Below are 17,537 nucleotides of genomic sequence, written 5' to 3'. Positions count from 1 at the left end.
TGGATGGATAAAGCGCCATCCACCCTACGGATTGAACCGGAGCCAACTCGATGGCCATTGTGCATACCCAGATCAACACCCGTTCGCCGGAGTTTGCCGCCAATAGCGCGGCGATGCTCGCCCAGGTGGGCGACCTGCGCGCCCTGCTCGCCCGCGTCCATGAAGGTGGCGGCGAAAAGGCCCAGCACCGCCACACCTCCCGCGGCAAGCTGCTGCCGCGTGAACGCATCAACCGCTTGCTGGACATCGGCTCGCCGTTCCTGGAAATCGGCCAACTGGCCGCCCATGAGGTGTATGGCGAAGACGTGCCGGCGGCCGGCGTAGTGGCCGGTATCGGCCGTGTCGAGGGCGTGGAATGCATGATCGTGGCCAACGACGCCACGGTAAAAGGCGGCAGCTACTACCCGCTGACGGTGAAAAAACACCTGCGCGCCCAGGCCATCGCCCAGCAGAATCGCCTGCCGTGCATCTACCTGGTGGACTCCGGCGGGGCCAACCTGCCGCGCCAGGATGAGGTATTCCCCGATCGCGAGCACTTCGGGCGGATCTTCTTCAATCAGGCCAATATGAGCGCCATGGGCATCCCGCAGATCGCCGTGGTCATGGGCTCCTGCACCGCCGGCGGCGCCTATGTGCCAGCCATGAGCGACGAGACCATTATGGTGCGCAATCAGGCCACCATCTTCCTGGCCGGCCCGCCGCTGGTAAAAGCCGCCACCGGTGAGGTGGTCAGCGCAGAGGAGCTGGGCGGCGCCGATGTGCACTGCAAAACCAGCGGCGTGGCTGACCACTACGCCGACAATGACGAGCATGCCCTGGCCCTGGCCCGGCGCAGTATCAGCAATCTGAACTGGCGCAAGCTCGGCGTACTGAACAAGCGTGCGCCGATCAATCCGCTGTATAGCGGCGAGGAGCTATACGGGATTATCCCGGCGGACGCCAAGCAGCCCTTTGATGTGCGCGAGGTGATCGCCCGCCTGGTGGACGGCAGCGAATTCGATGAATTCAAGGCCCTGTTTGGCACCACCCTGGTCTGCGGCTTTGCCCATATCCAGGGCTATCCGGTGGCGATCCTGGCCAATAACGGCATTCTGTTCGCCGAATCAGCGCAGAAAGGCGCGCACTTTATCGAGCTGGCCTGCCAGCGCGGCATTCCCCTGCTGTTCCTGCAGAACATCACTGGTTTTATGGTCGGCAAAAAGTATGAGGAAGGCGGTATCGCCAAGCATGGCGCCAAGCTGGTCAACGCCGTGGCCTGCGCCAGAGTGCCGAAATTTACCGTGATCATCGGCGGCAGCTTCGGTGCCGGTAACTACGGCATGTGCGGCCGTGCCTACGACCCACGCTTCCTGTGGATGTGGCCGAACGCACGGATCGGCGTGATGGGCGCCGAGCAGGCCGCCGGCGTACTGGTGCAGGTCAAGCACGAACAGGCCGCCCGCGCCGGGCATGAGTTCTCAGCTGAGGACGAGGCCAAACTCAAGCAACCGATCCTCGAACAGTACGAACGCCAGGGCCACCCCTACTACTCCAGCGCCCGCCTGTGGGATGACGGCGTCATCGATCCGGCGCAAACCCGCGACATATTGGGCCTGGCGCTTTCAGCCAGTCTTAACGCTCCAATCGAGCCGACCCAGTTCGGCGTATTTCGTATGTGACCGTAGGGTGGATGGTGCTTTATCCATCCACCGCTTCGACGCTGATGGTGGAAGGGAAAAGCGTCTTCCACCCTACCCCAGGACCGAGTGATGACTGATTTCAACACCCTCCAGCTTGAGAAAGACCCCCGCGGCTTTGCCACCCTGTGGCTCAACCGCGCAGACAAGAACAACGCCTTCAACGCCGAGATGATCCGCGAGCTGATTCTCGCCCTGGACGCAGTAATGGCCGACAAGAGTCTGCGCTTTCTGCTGCTGCGCGGGCGCGGCAAGCATTTCTCTGCGGGTGCGGATCTAGCCTGGATGCAACAGGCGGCTGGGCTGGATTACAGCGCCAACCTGACTGACGCCCGTGAGCTGGCCGAGCTGATGCACAACCTCTACCAGCTGAAGATCCCCACACTGGCCGTGGTCCAGGGTGCGGCCTTTGGTGGCGCCCTGGGGCTGATCAGCTGCTGCGACATGGCCATCGGCACCCATGACGCCCAACTGTGTCTGTCCGAGGTGCGCATCGGCCTGGCCCCGGCGGTGATCAGCCCCTTTGTCGTGCAGGCCATCGGCGAGCGCGCCGCGCGCCGCTATGCCCTGACCGCCGAGCGTTTTAGCGGCGAGCGCGCCCGGGAGCTGGGGCTATTTGCCGAATGCTATGCCGCCGACGCCCTGGAACAGGCGGTGGAGGACTGGATCAGCAACCTGCTGCTTAATAGCCCGCAAGCCATGCAGGCCAGCAAGGATCTGCTGCGCGAGGTGGGCAGCGGCGTGCTGACTCCGGCCCTGCGCCGCTATACCGAAAACGCCATTGCCCGTATCCGCGTCAGCGCCGAAGGCCAGGAAGGCCTGCGCGCCTTCCTGGATAAGCGCAAGCCCGCCTGGCAGGAGCCACACGCATGAACCTCAAACCTATCGACACCCTGCTGGTGGCCAACCGTGGCGAGATCGCCTGCCGGGTGATGCGCACGGCCAAGGCCATGGGCATCCGAACCGTGGCGGTGCATAGCGCCATCGACGCAGCTGCGCGCCATGTGCGCGAAGCCGATCTGGCGGTGAATCTGGGCGGCGCCAAGCCGGCCGAGAGCTACCTGCTGGTGGACAAGATCATCGCTGCGGCCAAAGCCAGCGGCGCCCAGGCCATCCACCCGGGTTACGGTTTTCTCTCGGAAAACGCTGGTTTTGCCCGCGCCATCGAGCAGGCCGGGCTGATCTTTCTCGGCCCACCCACCTCGGCCATCGACGCCATGGGCAGCAAATCGGCGGCCAAGGCACTGATGGAGGCCGCCGGCGTGCCCCTGGTGCCCGGCTACCACGGCGAACATCAGGACTACGAGACCTTCCGCGCGAGCGCCGAGGTAATCGGCTACCCGGTGCTGCTCAAGGCCGCCGCCGGCGGTGGCGGCAAGGGCATGAAGGTGGTCGAGCGCGAGGCCGAGCTGGCCGAGGCCCTTGCCAGCGCCCAGCGTGAGGCGCAGTCGTCGTTCGGCGACTCGCGCATGCTGGTGGAAAAATACGTACTCAAGCCACGCCATGTGGAGATCCAGGTATTTGCCGACCAGCACGGCAACTGCCTGTACCTGAATGAGCGCGACTGCTCGATCCAGCGCCGGCACCAGAAAGTAGTCGAAGAAGCCCCTGCTCCCGGCCTGTCGCCCGAACTGCGCCGCGCCATGGGTGAAGCCGCAGTCAAGGCCGCCCAAGCCATCGGCTATGTTGGCGCCGGCACCGTGGAGTTTTTGCTGGATGAACGCGGCGATTTCTTCTTTATGGAGATGAACACCCGTCTGCAGGTCGAGCACCCGGTGACCGAGCTGATCACCGGCCTGGACCTGGTGGCCTGGCAGATCCGCGTGGCCCGTGGCGAAGCCCTGCCCATTACCCAGGAACAGGTGCCGCTTAATGGTCACGCCATCGAAGTGCGGCTGTACGCAGAAGATCCGGACAACGACTTTCTCCCCGCCACCGGCGCCCTGGCGCTGTACCGCGAAGCCGCCGCCGGCCCTGGGCGCCGGGTAGACAGCGGCGTCAGCGAAGGCGATGAAGTCTCACCCTTCTACGACCCCATGCTCGGCAAACTGATTGCCTGGGGCGAAAACCGTGAAGAAGCGCGCCTGCGCCTGTTGGCCATGCTTAAGGAAACCTGCGTGGGCGGGGTCAAGACCAACCTGACCTTCCTCGCCCGCGTACTGGCCCACCCGGCCTTTGCCAATGCCGAGCTGGATACAGGTTTTATTCCACGTCACGAAGCACATTTGCTGCCGCCAGTAAGCGAGTTACCGGCCGAGTTCTGGCAACTGGCCGCCGAAGCCTTTGTGCAGAGCGAAGCGCCGCTGCAGCGCCATGACGACTATCACTCGCCCTGGGCCTGTCAGAACGGCCTGCGCCTTGGCCTGCCAGCAGAAGCCGACCTGCACTTGGCCTGCCAGGGCGAGCGTCAAGTTATACGGCTACGCCATGCGGCAGCTTCCATCGTGCAATTGCACGGCGAAATCCTGCAGCTGGAGCGCGGCGGCCTGCGTCAGCAACATCAGGCCATCCGCCGCGGCGATACCCTGTACCTGCACTATGCCGGCGAGCTGCGCAGCATCCAGCGCGTCGACCCAATTGCCGAAGTGGAAGCCAGCCACCAGCATCACGGCGGCCTGACGGCACCGATGAACGGCAGTATCGTGCGCGTGCTGGTCGAGGCCGGGCAGCAGGTTGAAGCTGGCACCGCCCTGGTGGTGCTGGAGGCGATGAAAATGGAGCACAGCATCCGTGCGCCCCATGCCGGCACCGTCAAGGCGCTGTATTGCAGCGAGGGCGAGATGGTTAGCGAAGGCGCGGTACTGGTGGAGCTGGAAGAAGCCAGCGCGTCGGGTTGAAAATCTTAGACACATGGTGGATGGAAAGAGCGCCATCCACCCTACAAAGAATGATGCGTAGGGTGGACATCGCTTTTTCTGGCCACCCAGGCATTCGCAGCGAATAGTCATGGTGGATGTATAAAGCGACCTCCACCCTGCGACTACGCGAACCTCAAGCAACGTAGGATGGCTTGAGCCGCGCGATAGCCATCGCAATAAACAACAACGAGGTAACGATGAACCTACCCAAATCCGCACGCCTGGTCGAAGTCGGCCCGCGCGACGGTTTGCAAAATGAGAAACAGCCGATCAGCGTGGCCGACAAGGTGCGCCTGGTGGACGATCTGTCCGCTGCGGGCCTGAGCTATATCGAGGTGGGCAGCTTTGTCTCGCCCAAGTGGGTGCCGCAGATGGCGGGAAGCAGCGAGGTCTTTGCGCAGATCCAACAGCGGCCGGGCATCACCTATGCGGCGCTGGCGCCAAATATGAAAGGCTTCGAGGCTGCCCTGACCGCCGGGGTCAGGGAAGTTGCGGTATTTGCCGCCGCATCCGAGGCCTTCTCGCAGAAGAATATCAACTGTTCGATCGGCGAGAGCCTGGAGCGCTTTGTACCGTTGATGGACGCCGCCCGCCAGCAAGGCATCCGCGTACGTGGCTATGTTTCCTGCGTGCTCGGCTGCCCCTATGAGGGCGAGGTGCGCGCCGAGCAGGTCGCCAGCGTGGCCAAGGAGCTCTACGCCATGGGCTGCTATGAAGTGTCACTGGGTGACACCATCGGTACCGGCACCGCTGGGGCAACCCGACACCTGTTCAACGTAGTCGGCCGCGATATCCCCCGCAACCTGCTGGCTGGGCACTTCCACGACACCTATGGTCAGGCCCTGGCCAATATCTACGCCAGCCTGCAAGAAGGTATCAACGTATTCGACAGCTCGGTCGCGGGCCTCGGCGGTTGCCCCTACGCCAAGGGTGCCAGCGGCAATGTCGCAACCGAGGATGTGCTCTATCTGCTCAATGGCTTGGGCATCGACACCGGTATCGATATGGGCCGGCTGATCCAGGCCGGCGCCCGTATCTGTGCGGTACTGGATAAGCCCAATGGCTCGCGGGTGGCACGGGCCAGGCAGGCCAACACGTAGGGTGGATATGCCGCAGGCTTATGCAGCATTAGTTTGGTGGACAAGGATTCAGCCTGTCAGCCCCACCCAGGTTGTCAGTAGCCCAGATAAGGCGCGGCACGCGGCGCAATCCGGGAGACAGCCGCAGATTGCGCCAGCTCGTATGGTTTTATTTACGCGCTGTAAAGCACCCGCATCAGGCTCACCGCAGGCTGTGTAAAAACGGTGCACAGCGCCTACAGGCGAAGCGATTAAGGGTCAGGACAAGCGCCCGGATGCCCAGCACAAGCCAAGTGCCAAGCGCTAGGCTTGCCGCAATAAGCCGGCATAGCCCGGTTAACAAGAATTCGAGGAAACACCATGCAACAGCCCCTGTGGACGCCCTCAGCCGAACGTATCGCCGCGACGCGGATGGACGCCTTCCGCCGCTTTGTCAATCAGCGTCACGCTCTGCAACTGGCCGACTACCCGGCCCTGCACGCCTGGAGCGTGGCCCAGCGCGACGCCTTCTGGCAGGCCATTGTCGAGTTCTTCGATATCCGCTTTAGCGCCAAGCCCGAAGCCGTATTGCAGGAAGGCAGCGCCATGCCCAGTGCCCACTGGTTCCCCGGGGCAACACTTAGTTTTGCCGAACAGCTGCTGCGCCGGCGCGACGATCACCCTGCCCTGATCGCCATTGGCGAAGACGGCTCGCGCGAACAACTGAGCTACGCCCAGTTAGCCACCCATGTCGCCGGCCTGCAGAAGAGTCTGCGCGAGGCCGGCGTGGGTCTGGGCGACCGGGTGGCGGCCTTTATGCCCAATACCTGGCAGACAGTGGTGGGCATGCTCGCTGCCAGCAGCCTGGGCGCCACCTGGTCCTCCTGCTCGCCGGACTTCGGCACCCAGGGGGTGATCGACCGTTTCGGCCAGATCGAACCCAAGGTGCTGATCGCCGCTGCCGGTTACCGCTACGCCGGTAAAAATATCGATCTAACTGGCAAGCTCAAAGAAATCCTCGAACGCCTGCCCACCCTTGAGCAACTGATTGTGGTGCCCTACTCCCGGCCTGAAGCACGACCTACTGAGTACAAGTCAGTTGCTCAAGTCAGCCTATGGCAGGACTTCTACCAGGCCGGCGGCGAGCCGGTATTCACCCAGGTTCCGTTCGATCACCCGCTGTATATCCTTTACTCCAGCGGTACCACCGGCGTGCCCAAGTGCATCGTCCATGGCAGCGGCGGCACCCTGCTGCAGCACGTCAAGGAACTGGGCCTACACACTGACCTTTCGGCCGATGACACGCTGTTCTACTACACCACCTGCGGCTGGATGATGTGGAACTGGCTGGTTTCCGGCCTGGCCCAGGGCGCCACCCTGGTGCTGTTTGACGGATCACCTTTCCATCCGGGCAGCGAGCGTCTGATCGACCTGATTGATGCCGAGAACATTTCCATCTTCGGCACCAGCGCCAAATACCTGGCCGCCCTGGAAAAGGCCGGGGCCAAGCCGGGCAGCACGCACCGGCTGCAACGCCTCAAGGCCATCCTGTCCACCGGCTCGCCGCTGTCCCACGAGAGCTTTGAATACGTCTACCGCGAGATCAAAAACGATCTCTGCCTGTCGTCAATCTCCGGCGGCACCGATATCGTCTCCTGCTTCGCCCTCGGCAACCCGGTGCTGCCAGTGTGGCGCGGCGAGTTGCAGTGCAAGGGCCTGGGCATGGACGTACAGGTGTGGAACGACGCAGGCACCCCGGTAACTGGCGAGAAAGGCGAGCTGGTCTGCGCCCAGCATTTCCCGTCCATGCCGATTGGTTTCTGGAAGGATGCCGACGGCAGCAAGTTCCAGGCCGCCTACTTCGACACCTTCCCCGGTATCTGGGCCCATGGTGACTATGCCGAGATCACCGAGCATGGCGGCCTGGTGATTCATGGTCGCAGCGACGCGGTACTCAACCCTGGCGGGGTACGCATCGGCACCGCCGAAATCTACCGTCAGGTGGAAAAGGTCGAAGCCGTACTGGAGTCCATCGCCATCGGCCAGGAATGGGACGATGACGTGCGGGTGGTGCTGTTTGTGCGACTGCGTGAGGGCGTCGAACTAACCGAAACCCTGCAAACCCAGATTCGCCAGGTCATCCGCGCCAACACCACACCGCGCCATGTGCCGGCCAAGATCATCGCCGTGACCGATATCCCGCGCACCATCAGCGGCAAGATAGTCGAACTGGCAGTGCGCAATGTGGTGCACGGCCGGCCAGTCAAGAACACTGACGCCCTGGCCAACCCTCAAGCACTGGAGCTTTATCGCGATCTCCCGCAACTCAAGGACTGACCCGCTCAGATGAGCGGCGATCCAGCCAATGCGAGGTCTTTACCAGAAGCACCGATGGTTGAGCACTGGGCCACAGCTATTTAGATACCGGCACGTCCAGGATCTTCCGGCTCTTCAGGCGTCTCGATTTCCTCCAGCTTGAGTTCCAAGCCCCAGGCTGCGGCAGGTTTGGCCTCTGCTGGAGGTACAACAGGCGCTGCCGCGACCTGCGCCGCCTGGGCGGCAGCATTGGCCGGGTTCTCCCGGTGCAGTTTGAGCTTAAGGCGGACATTGTTCGCGGAATCGGCGTTTTTCACCGCCTCATCCTCGCTGATGGAGCCTTCGTGAACCAGATCGATCAGGGCCATATCGAAGGTCTGCATGCCCAGGTTCTTCGACTTCTCCATGGTCTCCTTGATCTCGGCGAATTCGTTGCGCTTGATCTGGTCGCGAATGGTCGGCGTGCCCAGCAGCACCTCCACCGCGGCGCGGCGCTTGCCGTCGACGGTCTTGACCAGGCGCTGGGAGACGAAGGCCTTGAGGTTGTTGCCCAGATCATTAAGCAGCTGTGGCCTACGTTCCTCGGGGAAGAAGTTGATAATGCGGTCCAGCGCCTGGTTGGCGTTGTTGGCGTGCAGGGTTGAGATGGCCAGATGGCCGGTGTCGGCAAAGGCCAGGGCGTGCTCCATGGTCTCGCGGTCGCGGATCTCGCCGATCAGGATGACGTCCGGTGCCTGGCGCAGGGTGTTCTTCAGCGCCGCATGGAAGCTGCGGGTGTCCACCCCCACTTCGCGCTGGTTGATGATGGATTTCTTGTGCTTGTGCACATACTCCACCGGGTCTTCGATGGTGATGATATGCCCGCCGCTGTTGCGGTTGCGGTAGTCGATCAACGCTGCCAAAGAGGTGGACTTGCCCGAGCCGGTGCCACCGACAAACAGCACCAGGCCGCGTTTTTCCATGATGGTCTTGAGCAATACCTCGGGCAGCTTCAGGTCCTCGAACCTGGGAATGTCCATCTTGATATTGCGGCAGACCATGGACACTTCGTTGCGCTGCTTGAAGATATTGATACGAAAGCGCCCGACACCGGCGATGGAAATGGCCAGGTTCATCTCCAGTTCACGCTCGAAATCTTCGCGTTGCAGGCCATCCATCACACCCTCGGCAATCGCCGCCACCTCACCCGATTTCAGCGGTTCCTGGCTCAGAGCCTTGAGCACGCCATTGAATTTGGCGCAGGGCGGTGCTCCAGTGGACAGGTACAGGTCGGAACCGTCCTGACTGGAGAGGATTTTCAGCATTGCGGTGAGGTCCATGGCGAGCAGATCCGTCGAGGTGGAATAAATAACGTTAGGCCAGAATCAGCGGGCTTTCCGCTCTTTCAGGCCGGCAAACAACTGACGTCATTCTGCTGGCGCAGCCATGCTGGCACAATAGCGCATCGAGCAATCTGAGGAGGCCATCATGGCCAAGGCAATGTGTCGTCATATTCTGGTCAAGACCGAGGCCGAGGCCGCGGCCCTGAAGAAGCGCATCGCCGCCGGCGAGGCTTTCGACGTGCTGGCGCGCAAATACTCCACCTGCCCGTCCGGCAAGAAGGGTGGCGACCTCGGCGAGGTGCGCCCCGGGCAGATGGTGCGCGCCATCGACCAGGTGATTTTCAAAAAGCCCCTGCGCGAAGTGCACGGGCCGATCAAGAGCCAGTTTGGCTACCATCTGGTGCAGGTCTTTTATCGGGATTAAGCCATGACACCTGAGCAAGTCACCGCCTTCTGCCTGAGCCTGCCCGGCGCCCGTGAGGACTATAAATGGGGTGGCGTGCGGGTGTTCTCCGTGGCCGGAAACAAGATGTTCGCCCTGATCCATCTCAGTGCTACAGATGGCCTGGCCTTTAAGGTTGATGACGATCTGTTTCTCGGCTTCTGCGACCGCCCCGGCATACGCCCGGCCCCCTACCTGGCCCGCGCCCGCTGGATCAGCATGGCCGCGCCCTACCCCTTGAGCACGAGCGAACTGCAAGCGCTACTGACCCGCTCCCATCAGCTGGTGGTGGGCAAACTGCCCAAGCGCCTGAAGCTCGGCCTGCTGCTGTAAACCCGCCTGTCCCGTGCGCTGCCCTTTGCGCCCGTAAACCGCTACAATCGCGCCCCTTTCGCGCCCGTGCGCCCGCTTATCTGGACCAAGATTCGTGATCTCCACCGCCAATATCACCATGCAGTTCGGCGCCAAGCCGCTTTTTGAAAACGTTTCCGTAAAGTTCAACAACGGCAACCGTTACGGTTTGATCGGGGCCAATGGCTGCGGCAAGTCGACCTTTATGAAGATTCTCGGTGGTGATCTGGAGCCGTCGGCCGGTCAGGTGATGCTCGAACCCAACGTGCGCCTGGGTAAGCTGCGCCAGGATCAGTTCGCCTACGAAGAGTTCAACGTGATCGACACCGTGATCATGGGCCACGCCGAACTGTGGAAGGTCAAGGCCGAGCGCGACCGCATCTATTCCCTGGCGGAAATGAGCGAAGAAGACGGTATGAAGGTCGGCGAGCTGGAAGGCGAGTTCGCCGAGATGGACGGCTACACCGCCGAATCCCGCGCCGGCGAATTGTTGCTGGGCCTGGGTATTCCGCTGGAGCAGCACTTCGGCCCGATGAGCGAAGTGGCGCCGGGTTGGAAGCTGCGCGTGCTGCTGGCCCAGGCGCTGTTCGCCGACCCGGATGTGCTGCTGCTGGACGAGCCGACCAACCACCTGGATATCAACACCATCCGCTGGCTGGAAAACATCCTCACGGCGCGTAACAGCACCATGATCATCATTTCCCACGACCGTCACTTCCTGAACTCGGTCTGCACCCATATGGCCGACCTGGACTACGGCGAGCTGCGCCTGTTCCCCGGCAACTACGACGAGTACATGACCGCCGCCACCCAGTCGCGCGAACAGCTGCTGGCCGACAATGCCAAGAAGAAGGCGCAGATCGCCGAGCTGCAGACCTTCGTCAGCCGCTTCTCGGCCAACGCCTCCAAGGCCAAGCAGGCCACTTCGCGCGCCAAGCAGATCGACAAGATCCAGCTGGCCGAGGTCAAGCCATCCAGCCGGGTCAGCCCCTTTATTCGCTTCGATCAGAACAAGAAGCTGCACCGCCAGGCCGTGACCCTGGAAAAAATCTGCAAGGCCTTCGATGACAAGGTGTTGTTCAAAAACTTCAGCGTACAGATCGAGGCTGGCGAGCGCGTGGCCATCATCGGCCCCAACGGCATCGGCAAGACCACCCTGCTGCGCACCCTGGTCGGTGAGATAAAACCCGATAGCGGCGCGGTAAAGTGGACCGACAGCGCCGAGGTGGGCTACTACGCCCAGGATCACGCCCACGATTTCGAGGCCGACGACACCCTGTTCGAGTGGATGGGCCAGTGGACCCAGGGCGAGCAGAATATCCGCGCCGCGCTGGGGCGCATGCTGTTCTCCTCCGATGAAATCCAGAAGTCGGTCAAGGTCCTCTCCGGTGGTGAACAAGGGCGCATGCTGTTTGGCAAGCTGGCCTGCCAGAAGCCCAACGTGCTGCTGATGGACGAACCCACCAACCACCTCGACATGGAATCCATCGAGGCCCTTAACCTGGCCCTGGAGAACTACCCGGGCACGCTGATCTTCGTCAGCCATGACCGCGAGTTCGTCAGCTCCCTGGCCACGCGCATCATCGAGCTGTCGGACAACGGCGTGACCGACTTTAGCGGCAGCTATGACGACTACCTGCGCAGCCAGGGTGTGATCGTTTAAGGCGCGTTATGTGTGCCCAATAAAAATCCGCCACTGATCGTAATGCTCTTCACATAAGAAACGGTGGAACGCGATCAGTCCCCTCGCCCCTCCGGGGAGAGGGTTAGGGAGAGGGAGAAGCTGGCGGTTTTGCTGCGTTCCAGCCCTCTCCCCCAGCCCCTCTCCCATAAATAGGAGAGGGGAGCTAAGCGCGCGCGACCTTAACTGAACAGCATTACGCCACTGAGCGGGATTTTTATTGGGCTGCCTAAATTGCACGGAACCGAAGCTCCCGGTAGGCGCCAGCTGGCTGACGATCAACCATCACAACGTTGCGGTCAGCCGCCCTTACAGCGGCAAATAACGCCCCAGCAGCCCACCGAACAGCCGCCCCTGCAACAGCAACCAGTCAGCCCATAGCAGCTGATGGGCGGCGACGATCAGCCAGACCACCAGCTGAAAGGATAGCTTGCGCGTCTTATGCCGAAAGCACTGCTGCGCCACCAGCGCACCGGGCCAGCCGCCCAGCAGCTCAACCAGGTGCAGAGTATTTTCAGGCGTGCGCCAGCGGCCGGCCTGAGCGCTGGACTTGTCCCACCAGTACTGCAGAAAGCTGACCAGGCTGGCGAGCGGATAAAGCGCCAGTACCCAGACAAAGCCATGCTGCCAGAGCAGCTGTAATCCTCCCGTCACCGGCAGCACGCAGAGCACGGCCAGCAGCAACAGTTTGGCGCCGGGATGCTGAATGGCGCCGCCGTTACGTACGGGTTTGGTCGGGCGCGGCCTGGCTTTTTTCGCCGGAGCGGCGGCGGGCTTTTCGGGGCGGGGTTTACGGCGAATGGCTGGACGATCAAGGGCCAGCTCACCTGCGACCCGAACATGCTCGGCGCGGGCACGCCCCTGGGCATCCTTGCCGGCGATATACATGACCTGATCCCCCGCCACCGGGCGACGATCACCACGCATGGCCGAGATATGGGCAAACAGCTCGGTGCCGCCCTGCTCGGGCTGGATAAAACCAAAGCCCTTGTCATCATTCCAGCTGCGCAACAGACCGCGCTGTTCCATGGTCTTCCATCTCAGATCAACAAAGCGCGCATTCTAGGGTCTGTTGGCGCTTCGTCGCGAGCCGCGTTGCCGCGAAAAATCTCGCCAAGCTAGGCGGAGGACGCAGGTAATGGTTGTTCCCTTGCCAAGTCCTCCAACAACGCATGGCGAGATTTTGCGCGCAACCCGAAGGGCCGAGCCAGTTTTAGCGCGATGCTGCGTTTCTCGATGGCTCATTTAGCTGGCTAAACTTCGCATCTCGTGCCTTGCCTCGCGCTAAAACTGGCTCCGGCGCGGCCGCGAACGAAACGTCAACAGACCCTAGCAGAGCCTTGAACCGTGGCCACTCACAGCCTGCTCCAGGCGCCATCCGGTTACTGCGGCCAATACCGGCGCGCCGTGCGCTCGGCGTGCTGGGCGGCCTCTTCCAGCCCCTGGTTGCGCAAGCCGGCGACGCCCGTCTGCCAGCGTGACAGTTCGGCCTGAGCCGGCAGGCGGTGGGTTGGAGTCAGGATCACCGCCCAGTGCCCGGCACTGGCCCAGGCGCTGTCGAAACGGCCCAGCCCGATCAGGGCGCGGCGATTATTGCCGCTACGCAGAATCAGTACTTCCTCGCGACGATCAAACCCCACCAGCACGGCAAACTGCACAGGCCCCATGCCCAGTAGGGGCTTATACGCCAGCAGCACCGGATTACCGGCGGCGACCTGTTGCAGCAGGGCCTCCAGACTGCTCGGCAAGGGATAGACCAACAGCTCATGGTGCTGGGCGGCGAAGGTCAGCCCCGCCGGTTCATCGACGGCACGGCCCGACTCGCTGATCAGCTGATCCAGCAGGCCCGGGCTGCTGATCACGCCCTGGTGATTGAGCAGCATGGCCAGCGCCGAAGGGCCGCCCTGGCTGTCACTCAGGGCAAAGAACGGCACATCGCTCAGCTCAACCCGCTCTGGCAAACCCTGACCATGGGGCGACAGTTGTTTTGGCGCACAGCCGCCCAGTAACAAGGTCACGATCAACATTCCCCAACACAGGACAACCCGCATATCGCCTCCGGCACAGTCTCAAGCTGCGCAGCATAGCGACAAAGCCATCCCGCGCCTGCCCCCTGCCTTGACTATTTATGGCCGCCAGACCGCCATCAAACGGCGTTACACAGTGTTCAAGCCGGATACTGCCGTCCGAGAAAGTCCAACAGCAGCTGGTTGACCTGCTCGGCCTGCTCGTTCTGAATCCAGTGCCCGCAGTCCTTCAGCACATGCTGTTCCAGCTGCCTGACGCGCTTGGGCATCTGCTTGAGGGTATAGGCTTCCAGGGTGCCTACCGGGTCATGGTCACCGAGCAGGAACAGGGCTGGCTGCCCGACCTGCAGCTCGGCCAAGGCCTCGGTGCGCAGCCAGTTACGGTGGAAATTGCGGTACCAGTTCAGCGCGCCATAGAAGCCGCGACCGGCGAAAGTGTCGAGGTAATGGGCAAAGGCCGCCGCGTCGCACCAGGCCGGCAGGCTGCCCGGGTCCTGCATGCCATCGAACAGGCCGGCACCAGCTGGCTTGTCCTGCAGAAAAAAGTCCTTGGGCACCGCGGCCGAGGTGTTGTGCATCATCATGCGCAGGGTGCGGGCCATATCGGCGTCCATTTCCGCCTCGGCCACACCCGGCGTCTGGAAGTGCAGGATGTAGTGAAAACGCCCGGCATACAGCTGCGCCATCAATTCAGTGGCCGGCTGTTTCGGCCGCCCGCCAAAAGGCACCGCCATGGCCACCACGGCCCGCACGCGCTGCGGCTCCAGCAGGGCCAGATGCCAGGCCACTGGCGCGCCCCAGTCATGGCCGATCACACAGCACTCGGTCTGACCCAGCGCGTCCATGGCGCCCTGGATATCGCCGCACAGGGTGATCAGGTCATAGACCTCCGGCTCGCGCGGCGCACTGCTCTTGCCATAGCCGCGCATCTCCGGAATCAGCACCCGATAGCCTGCTGCCGCCAGGGGGGCGATCTGCTTGCGCCAGGAATGCCAGCACTCGGGAAAGCCATGCAGCAACCACAGCGCCCGCCCACCCTGGGGGCCGGCGCTGTAAAGGCTGAGCTCGATACCATTGACCTCAAGCAGCTGATGTTCGAGTGCATGCATAACGTCGCTCCTAAGACGGCTGACCACTATGACAAATACCCGCGCGCAGTGGCGCCCTTAATCGATCAGACGAATACCAAGGCAGGGCTCCGGGCAGACGAATCTGGTAGCATTCGCGCCTTTCCCTTTGCTTGTTCGCTAGCCGCAAATGCCTGCCCACAGGCCACAGCCTAGCGCCCAGACGCCTGCGAGACCCGCCGTGAACAGCCCGCACCAGCCCCTCTCCCGTCGTTTTTCCGTGGCCCCGATGATGGATTGGACGGACAGACACTGCCGCTTCTTCCTGCGTCAGCTGTCGCAGCATGCCCTGCTCTACACCGAGATGGTCACCACCGGCGCCCTGCTGCATGGCAATACCGCGCGCTTTCTGCGCCATAGCGCGGCGGAGTACCCCCTGGCTCTGCAACTGGGCGGCAGCGTGCCGGCGGACCTGGCAGCCTGCGCCAAGCTGGGCGAGGCGGCGGGTTATCAGGAGATCAACCTGAATGTCGGCTGCCCCAGCGACCGGGTGCAGAACAATATGATCGGCGCCTGCCTGATGGGCCATCCGCAACTGGTAGCCGATTGCGTCAAGGCCATGCAGGACGCGGTGAGCATCCCGGTGACGGTCAAGCACCGTATCGGCATCAACGCCCGTGACAGCTATGCCGAGCTCTGTAACTTTGTCGGCACCGTGCGCGAGGCCGGCTGCCGCAGTTTTACCGTGCATGCGCGCATCGCCATTCTCGAAGGCCTGTCGCCCAAGGAGAACCGCGAAGTGCCGCCGCTGCGTTATGACGTCGCCGCCCAGCTCAAGCAGGACTTCCCCGACCTGGAGATCATCCTCAACGGCGGCATCAAGACCCTGGAGGAATGCCAGCAGCACCTCAAGACCTTCGACGGCGTGATGCTCGGCCGCGAGGCCTATCACAACCCCTATCTGCTGGCTCAGGTCGATCAACAGCTGTTCGGCTCAGAGCGCCCGGTGCTGGGCCGCTTCGAAGCGATGCAGAGCATGCGCGGCTATATCGCCGCGCACCTGGCCGAAGGTGGCAGCCTGCACCATATCACCCGCCATATGCTCGGACTGGCCCAGGGCTTCAACGGCGCGCGACGCTTTCGCCAGCTGCTCTCGGTGGACATCCACAAGACAGCCGAACCCATGGCCCTGTTTGATCAGGCGGCGCAATTGCTGCAGGGGCGCTGACTCGGGTAATGTCGGGGCATCTGCAACGACAAGGCTGTGTCATGACCTCCAAGCTGGATCAACTCAAGCAGTTCACCACCGTAGTCGCCGACACCGGCGACCTCGACGCCATCGCCCGGATGAAGCCGGTCGACGCCACTACCAACCCTTCCCTGCTGCTCAAGGCCGCCGCCATGCCGGCTTATAGCGAGCTGCTGAAAGCGGCCCTGGGCGCCGGCAAGAGCGACCTGGGCCTGGCCTGTGATCACTTCGGCGTGGCCGTGGGCGGGGAAATTCTCAAGATCATTCCCGGGCGCATTTCCACCGAGGTGGATGCGCGCCTGTCCTTCGACACCCAGGCCACCCTGCGCCGCGCCGAGCGTCTGATCGGCTTGTATGAAGAAGCCGGCATTGGCCGCGAGCGCGTATTGATCAAGATCGCCTCCACCTGGGAAGGCATCCGCGCCGCCGAACAGCTGGAAAAGGCCGGCATCCAGTGCAACCTGACCCTGCTGTTCGCCTTCGCCCAAGCCCAGGCCTGCGCCGATGCCGGGGTGTTTCTGATCTCACCCTTCGTCGGGCGCATCTACGACTGGTACAAGAAGGCCGAAGGCCGCGATTTTGTCGGTGTCGAGGATCCGGGCGTGCAGTCGGTGACGCGCATCTACAACTACTACAAGGCCAACGCCTACCCCACCGTGGTGATGGGCGCGAGCTTTCGCAATATCGGCCAGATCGAAGCGCTGGCCGGCTGCGACCGCCTGACCATCAGCCCGGAACTGCTGCAGCAACTGGCCGATGATCAGCAGCCCCTGGCCCGCGTACTGAACCCGGGCGCCGCCAGCGAACCTCGGCAGAGCCTGGCTGAGAACCAGTTCCGCTGGGCCATGAACGAAGACGCCATGGCCACCGAGAAACTGGCCGAAGGCATCCGCCTCTTCGCCCGCGATCAGGAAAAGCTGGAAAAACTGCTTACCGCTCAAGCCTGAATGACCTGAATGCAAACGGGGCGCTCAATGAGCGCCCCGTTTCGTTACCCATGCAATCGATCAATGATGTTCGAGAGCGTTGACCAGATCATGGAAGGCTTCACGGTTGGAGTCATTGAGCCCCATCAGGATGCGGTGCGCTTCCAGCACCTTCTGCCGCACCACCTCTTCCGACTGATCCTGGGATGGCAGATCGTCCAGACAGCTCGGGCATGGCACCGGTGTGTCGACGATATTGAAGACCTGATCAAAACCCATGGACTGCAGCAGGCGGGTGATGTCTTCGTGGGTGGTGACCACGGTCGGCAGCAGGCCGATCTTCTGCCGCGAGAGGATCGACAGTTTGGCCAACAGGCCCAGGGTGGTGCTGTCGATGCTGCGGGTTTCGGTCAGATCAATCACGATGGCCGAGAAATTCAGCGCGGTGAAAATCTTCTCGATGGTGGCATCCAGGGCTGAGCAGAGCGTCAGGCGCACTTCGCCGACAAACTTCAGGACGAAAGTGCCGTCTTGTTCGGCGAACTGGATTCGACCGGGGTTGAT

The 17,537-nt window shown here is 62.5% G+C and carries 15 protein-coding genes; 10 read left to right on the top strand and 5 right to left on the bottom strand.

All coding sequences use genetic code 11. The annotated features are described in order from the left end of the window. Positions 1 to 50: 50 nt before the first annotated feature. The 5 genes from GJV18_RS10995 (at position 51) to GJV18_RS10975 (ending at position 7,929) form a co-directional block, all read left to right on the top strand. Complete coding sequence (locus GJV18_RS10995; protein WP_160345357.1) at positions 51 to 1,658, top strand: carboxyl transferase domain-containing protein; 1,608 nt, start codon at positions 51 to 53, stop codon at positions 1,656 to 1,658. 90 nt (positions 1,659 to 1,748) lie between these two features. Next, positions 1,749 to 2,549 carry a gamma-carboxygeranoyl-CoA hydratase gene (locus GJV18_RS10990; protein WP_160345355.1) on the top strand — a complete coding sequence of 267 codons (801 nt, stop codon included), beginning with the start codon at positions 1,749 to 1,751 and terminating at the stop codon, positions 2,547 to 2,549. Further along, entirely contained in the window at positions 2,546 to 4,513 is a 1,968-nt protein-coding gene (locus tag GJV18_RS10985; RefSeq protein WP_160345353.1) for an acetyl/propionyl/methylcrotonyl-CoA carboxylase subunit alpha, read from the top strand. The genes GJV18_RS10990 and GJV18_RS10985 overlap by 4 nt, the downstream gene beginning before the upstream one ends. A 218-nt stretch (positions 4,514 to 4,731) precedes the next feature. Further along, positions 4,732 to 5,634: a hydroxymethylglutaryl-CoA lyase gene (locus GJV18_RS10980; RefSeq protein ID WP_160345351.1), complete on the top strand. Its 903-nt coding sequence runs from the start codon at positions 4,732 to 4,734 to the stop codon at positions 5,632 to 5,634. 339 nt (positions 5,635 to 5,973) lie between these two features. Further along, positions 5,974 to 7,929 carry an acetoacetate--CoA ligase gene (locus tag GJV18_RS10975; RefSeq protein ID WP_160345349.1) on the top strand — a complete coding sequence of 652 codons (1,956 nt, stop codon included), beginning with the start codon at positions 5,974 to 5,976 and terminating at the stop codon, positions 7,927 to 7,929. 80 nt (positions 7,930 to 8,009) lie between these two features. Here the strand turns inward: GJV18_RS10975 and GJV18_RS10970 are convergent, their stop codons facing one another. Next, entirely contained in the window at positions 8,010 to 9,227 is a 1,218-nt protein-coding gene (locus tag GJV18_RS10970) for a PilT/PilU family type 4a pilus ATPase (RefSeq protein WP_178113431.1), read from the bottom strand. Between the two features lie 148 nt (positions 9,228 to 9,375). Here GJV18_RS10970 and GJV18_RS10965 point away from each other — a divergent pair, with 148 nt between their 5' ends. From GJV18_RS10965 to GJV18_RS10955, 3 genes are all read left to right on the top strand, one after another. After that, entirely contained in the window at positions 9,376 to 9,654 is a 279-nt protein-coding gene (locus GJV18_RS10965) for a peptidylprolyl isomerase (protein ID WP_160345348.1), read from the top strand. Positions 9,655 to 9,657: 3 nt separating this feature from the next. After that, complete coding sequence (locus GJV18_RS10960; RefSeq protein ID WP_160345346.1) at positions 9,658 to 10,005, top strand: MmcQ/YjbR family DNA-binding protein; 348 nt, start codon at positions 9,658 to 9,660, stop codon at positions 10,003 to 10,005. Between the two features lie 94 nt (positions 10,006 to 10,099). Next, on the top strand, positions 10,100 to 11,686 hold the full coding sequence (locus tag GJV18_RS10955) for an ABC-F family ATPase (protein WP_160345344.1): 1,587 nt from the start codon (positions 10,100 to 10,102) through the stop codon (positions 11,684 to 11,686). A gap of 327 nt (positions 11,687 to 12,013) precedes the next feature. Here GJV18_RS10955 and GJV18_RS10950 read toward each other — a convergent pair whose 3' ends face one another. The 3 genes from GJV18_RS10950 to GJV18_RS10940 form a co-directional block, all read right to left on the bottom strand. Then, entirely contained in the window at positions 12,014 to 12,733 is a 720-nt protein-coding gene (locus tag GJV18_RS10950; protein WP_160345342.1) for a DUF1294 domain-containing protein, read from the bottom strand. 353 nt (positions 12,734 to 13,086) lie between these two features. Further along, complete coding sequence (locus GJV18_RS10945; protein ID WP_160345341.1) at positions 13,087 to 13,722, bottom strand: peptidase C39 family protein; 636 nt, start codon at positions 13,720 to 13,722, stop codon at positions 13,087 to 13,089. Between the two features lie 149 nt (positions 13,723 to 13,871). Further along, positions 13,872 to 14,840, bottom strand: a complete 969-nt coding sequence (locus GJV18_RS10940; protein WP_160345339.1) for an alpha/beta fold hydrolase — start codon at positions 14,838 to 14,840, stop codon at positions 13,872 to 13,874. Positions 14,841 to 15,039: 199 nt separating this feature from the next. Here GJV18_RS10940 and dusA point away from each other — a divergent pair, with 199 nt between their 5' ends. After that, on the top strand, positions 15,040 to 16,026 hold the full coding sequence (dusA, locus tag GJV18_RS10935) for a tRNA dihydrouridine(20/20a) synthase DusA (protein WP_407692339.1): 987 nt from the start codon (positions 15,040 to 15,042) through the stop codon (positions 16,024 to 16,026). Between the two features lie 41 nt (positions 16,027 to 16,067). Then, positions 16,068 to 16,994 (top strand): transaldolase, encoded by a 927-nt coding sequence (gene tal / locus GJV18_RS10930; RefSeq protein ID WP_160345336.1) that lies wholly within the window; start codon positions 16,068 to 16,070, stop codon positions 16,992 to 16,994. A gap of 60 nt (positions 16,995 to 17,054) precedes the next feature. On the opposite strand, the gene rssC is transcribed toward tal, so the two are convergent. Continuing rightward, a complete protein-coding gene (gene rssC / locus GJV18_RS10925) occupies positions 17,055 to 17,537 on the bottom strand; it encodes an anti-sigma factor antagonist RssC (protein WP_160346087.1) in 483 nt (160 codons plus the stop codon).

The organism is Pseudomonas xionganensis (assembly GCF_009763245.1).
GTDB lineage: Bacteria > Pseudomonadota > Gammaproteobacteria > Pseudomonadales > Pseudomonadaceae > Aquipseudomonas > Aquipseudomonas xionganensis.
Note: the sequence above shows the minus strand (reverse complement) of the source record. Positions and strands in the feature narration are given on the sequence as shown.